The organism is Streptococcus infantis (genome assembly GCF_001579645.1).
GTDB classification, from domain to species: Bacteria; Bacillota; Bacilli; order Lactobacillales; family Streptococcaceae; genus Streptococcus; species Streptococcus infantis_E.
This window is the reverse complement of record NZ_KQ970818.1, coordinates 658725-663574: the sequence shown is the minus strand read 5'-3', so window position 1 is coordinate 663574 and position 4850 is coordinate 658725. Positions and strand designations below refer to the sequence as shown.

Annotated in this window: 3 protein-coding genes; all 3 read right to left on the bottom strand. The window is 38.1% G+C overall.

What is annotated here, in order from left to right; all coding sequences use genetic code 11:
* Positions 1-107 precede the first annotated feature (107 nt).
* A complete protein-coding gene (locus SINDD18_RS03160) occupies positions 108-605 on the bottom strand; it encodes a YkgJ family cysteine cluster protein (RefSeq protein WP_061863039.1) in 498 nt (165 codons plus the stop codon).
* Between the two features lie 127 nt (positions 606-732).
* A complete protein-coding gene (locus tag SINDD18_RS03155; protein WP_061863038.1) occupies positions 733-1911 on the bottom strand; it encodes a hypothetical protein in 1179 nt (392 codons plus the stop codon).
* 16 nt (positions 1912-1927) lie between these two features.
* A partial coding sequence (gene addA, locus SINDD18_RS03150) for a helicase-exonuclease AddAB subunit AddA (RefSeq protein ID WP_061863037.1) occupies positions 1928-4850 on the bottom strand: 2923 nt, incomplete at its 5' end.

Genomic DNA, 4850 nt, shown 5'->3' with positions numbered 1-4850 from the left:
AGTTTTTACAGCCCTACTCAACTGTGCGGAGGTGGGACGACGAAATCGAATTCTAACGAATTACCGATTTCTGTCCCACTCTCAAAATTTAATATAGAATAGGAAAATTACTCTAGTTTTTCTCTTAACCTTTCAACAAAGAGATAGGCTGCTGGACAGGTTAAGGTGTTTTTAATCGTCAGATTATTGATTTGATAGATTTTTTTTCGGTCTGTATGTGGGAACTCACGACAAGCTTTGGGACGTACATCATAGATAGAGCAGAGATTGTCACCTCCTAAAAATGGACAGGGCATAGATTTGAAGACCTTATCTCCATCCTCGTCTACCTGCAAAAACTCTGCTTCAAAGGCTGGCAACTTCATTTTAAAGTACTTGGCAATACGTGTGATATCTGCTTCTTTAAAATCTGGACCAAGACTCTTGCAGCAGTTAGCGCAGGCTGTACAATCAATTTCATTAAAAACTTCTTGATGGATTTCAAGCGCAATTTTATCTAAATTTTTAGGAGCTTTCTTCTTTAGATTTCCTAAAAACTTACGATGCTCTTTTTGTTTTTGCAAGGCTAGTTGGTGATAATATTCGATATCGATTTCTTTTGACATAGTTTCTTTCTAATTTTTAATGTTGATACAAACATTTTTATTTTATACATAAATAGAATTATGTAAAATAGTTCTGAGACATAATTTTAACAATAATGAGCCTATCCATTCAGGACGAAAACTACCGCTATACTATCATTCTTTCTAAAAAAGGTTTGATGCAGTTGGTTAAAATGCCTTCTATCCAAGATTTTTGTGCGGATGATAGATTCTCCGCATCTAAACATTCCTTTATAAAATCACGTACCTGATCAGGTGCTATTTCAAATTCAAAAGCCTTCATTTTGTAGAAAAAGTCAAACAAAGGGTTTGAGAGATAGTCAGTTGAAAATGGAATTTCTCCAGTTTTTCGATACATGATTAGAAGTCGGGAAAAGCGAGCTTTTTCTTCGGGTATATCCTTAAAATAAGAGTTAAGTAACCAGACTTGCTTTTGTTTTCTTTCAAGAGGATCTTGACTAGCAATGCGTTGATCCTTTTCGAGTTCTCTTTGGTATTGTTTTGATTTTATAGAACGTTCTGTCCGATTTTTACCGAAGAGAATCTTTTCCCACTGGCGCTCTTCTAGTGTCAGTGTTTCGCTCAGTCCAAAGTAATCCTGATAGGCACGTTCAGCTGGTCCCATTGCTAGAACCAGGTTATCCGCATATTGTTTAGCAATCTTGTCTCGCTTCTTTCGCTCCTTTTCAGCCTTGATGCGAAGTTCCTGCTCATAGTCAATTTTTTCTTTTCCTAGTTTAACAAGATAGAGCTGATCGTCAGATTTTCCAAGTAGAAAGGGTTTGATAAATTTTTCAAGAACTTCCTCCATACGAGCTTTCTTCAAAGGCTCTGCCCTACTCCAACTTCCACCTTGAAAAACTTCCAAAAAGAGTTGATAATCCTTTTCTGGTGAAAATTGATTACCTCGATTTGACTTAAAAGCTCCCTTTTCCCATAGCCAGTTGATTAGTCGCTCATCAAAATCCGTTTTATTAACTCGAATGACTTCTTTTTTCTGGGCCTTTCTGGTTAGATTTTCAAGCTTTCTGAGAAGTTTTTCCTCCTCTTCTAGCTGTTGATCTAGGCTAATTCTTTGGAAATGACGCACACAGTCACTCCCAATGGGAAAAAGTCGTTTGCCAGTAACGCCGTTAAAAAGTTCATAAGCATACTTAATAGCATTACCGCAAACACAATTGCTTCGACCGATTCCATTAAAAATCAAGGAAACTTCACTCCACTCTTTGGTAGCTTGTTCCCAAGTATCGGCTTTAGATGCCTCTAAAACTGCATCATATAAGTTTTTTCTAACAGGAATGGACATGATGTCTCCTTTCTTTTTAAAGTTTAACGACTTCTACTTGGTCTTTACCAAGTAGAATCAAATATTTCTCAACTGTTTCTATCTGATATGAACGAGATAGAGCCTCTGCATAGAGAGCTAATTGTCCTCGATAGCGTTCAACAAGCTGACTAGCATGCTCATAACGGTCTGTCTTGTAGTCAAAGAGAGCAATCTTATCATCGTAGAGGAGATAACCATCTAATATTCCACGGACAACAAAGTTTTCTTGACTCTTCTCGTCTCTTTTTAACATTGAGAAAGGTTGTTCTCGATAGAGTTTATCTTGATTTGCAAGAATCTCTTGACCTAGAGCCGTATCAAAGAAGGACAAAATCTTTCCTAGATTGATTTTGGATTTGACATCCGAGCTTACTTGAACTTGCTCTAAAGCCTCTGTTAAAGTCTCTAAAGTGGGTTTCTTAGCTAGATTAATTCTCTGCATGAGTTCATGGGTAGCACTACCAATCTCAGCACCAGTAACTTTCTTAGTTTTAGAGAAATCAGGAAGCTTGAATTGAACCGTACTTTCTTTTAGTTGACTTTGACCAGCTACTACTACACCTTCCATATCCATAACTGGTTCATAAAACTTCTTAATCTGACTTGGAGTTTGTACACTTGGAAGATTGATTGCTGCACGGTGGATTTCGTTATATACTTCCACTTCTTTTAGCATTTCCAACGCATCTTTGATGGTTTCTGACTGGCGATTATCTGCTTGGGATTGGTCTTGGAGCTGGCTTTTATTTTCCAATTCTCCGATAGCTTCTTTGGTTAGGTCTTCTTCACCTTCAAAGCGCACAGTGAAATGCAAATCCTCCTTAGAAAATGCTTGATAAATGGCCCAAATCCAATCTTGGAAATTACTAGCGTCTAGTCTAGTTTCTCGAGTCAAAAGACCTTGCCCATTTGTCGGATATTCTTTGGCTTCTAACTTTTCACGAGAACCTTTTCCAACTAAATATAATTTTTTCTCAGCACGTGTCATGGCTACATAAAGCAAACGCATGAGTTCAGAATAGCTTGCTAATTGGAGTTCTTCTTCATTTTGCGTATGGGTCAAGCTAGGGATAGATAATTTAATCGTAGATGGAACGTATTCCTCTTTTGCATTTGTAGTTACTCTAGCTACGTACTTAAGACCAAGGCCATTTTTACGACTTAGGATAACTTCAGACATGGAATCTTGCTTGTTAAATTGCTGATCAATATTGAGAATAAAGACATAAGGGAACTCAAGCCCCTTACTCTTATGAATACTCATTAGTTCTACAGCATCCTTAGGTGGTGCCACAGCGACATTGGCAAGATCATGCTGGGCTTCCAAGACTTGGTCAATCATTCGAATAAAGCGAGATAATCCCTTGAAATTACTCTTTTCAAACTGATCGGCTCTTAGGGCAAGGGCGTAGAGATTTGCCTGTCTGGCCTGTCCATTTGGTAAAGCACCAACATAGTCATAGTAAAAGCGGTCGCTATAAATTTTCCAAATGAGATCATAAAGTGAATGCGTTTTGGAATACAAACGCCAATCTTGAACGGTTTCCATGAAAAAGCCTAGCTTCTTTTGTAATTCAGCTTTGATTAAATCCTTTTGAAGACCAATTTTCTCCTGAGCATTGACTAGTTTCTCATAAAAGTTTTCTTGAACCTTATCCTCGGATTTCTGAAGGGCTAATCGAGCCAATTCATCTTCATCAAAGCTAAACATAGGAGACTTCATTAAAGCAACTAAAGCGAAATCTTGAAGAGGGTTATGGATGACTCGAAGAGTGTCTAACATGACTTGGACTTCTAAAGACTGTAAATAGTTGCTTTGAGCACCATCTGTCTTGACTGGAATCCCATACTCAGACAAAGCAAGTAGAACCTGGTCATTGCGACTTCTGCTTGCAGTCAAAAGAGCAATGTCCTTGAAGGGTACACCTTTATCATTGTGGAGATGCAATATCTCCTTAAGCACCATTCGCATTTCACCAGTCAGTTTGTTGGTTACTAATTCCTCATCGTCATCACTATCATCATCCTTATCATATAAGAGAACTTCTGCCTTGTTTTCAGGATTTGCTTGAATATCAGTATTCCCAAAAACAAGCTGGTGCATACCGTCATAAGATATCTCTCCAACTTCCTCGTCCATAAGATGTTTAAAGACGTCATTAGTAGCATCTAGAACTTCTGAACTACTACGGAAATTTTCTTTAAGCAGAATTAACTGACCTTCTTTGCCATCCTGAGCAAAACTATGGAATTTTTCATTGAAGATTTGGGGATCTGCCTGTCTAAATCGATAAATGGACTGCTTAATATCTCCTACCATAAAACGATTATGACCGTTTGAGAGGAGTTCCAGCATTCTTTCCTGGATGTGGTTGGTATCTTGGTACTCATCGACCATGACTTCGTGGAAGCGTTCCTGATACTCTTGACGCACCTGAGGAAAGTTTTCTAATATCTCAATGGTATAGTGGCTAATATCCGCAAATTCGAAGGCATTTTCTTCGCGTTTACGCTTTCGATAGGCGTCAACAAAATCTCTCATGAAAACTTGGAAAGTCTTAGCCAAGTCCCAAGACTCTTGATGATATTCTTCTTGGAATTTCAATAAAGTAATTTGGTCATTTAATGCGTTCAGCTTTTCAAACTTGTCTTTTCTCTCTTGGTTGTATGCTTCTTTCAGTTCTTGAAGTTCAGCCTTGCGACTAGCATTTGTAAGAGCACGGCCACCCTTATCCTTAGAAATACTCACAACTCGTTCTAGAACTTCTTGATATTGATTAAAAGTTGATTCGTTGGTTAAAACTCCAATTTCATCAAGAACTTGTTGGACAGCTTCTAAGTAGGCTGCTTTCCCAAATTCCTTGGCATCATTCTCTAGATGGTAACGGAAGAAACTTTCCAAATCCCAGAGTCTTTGC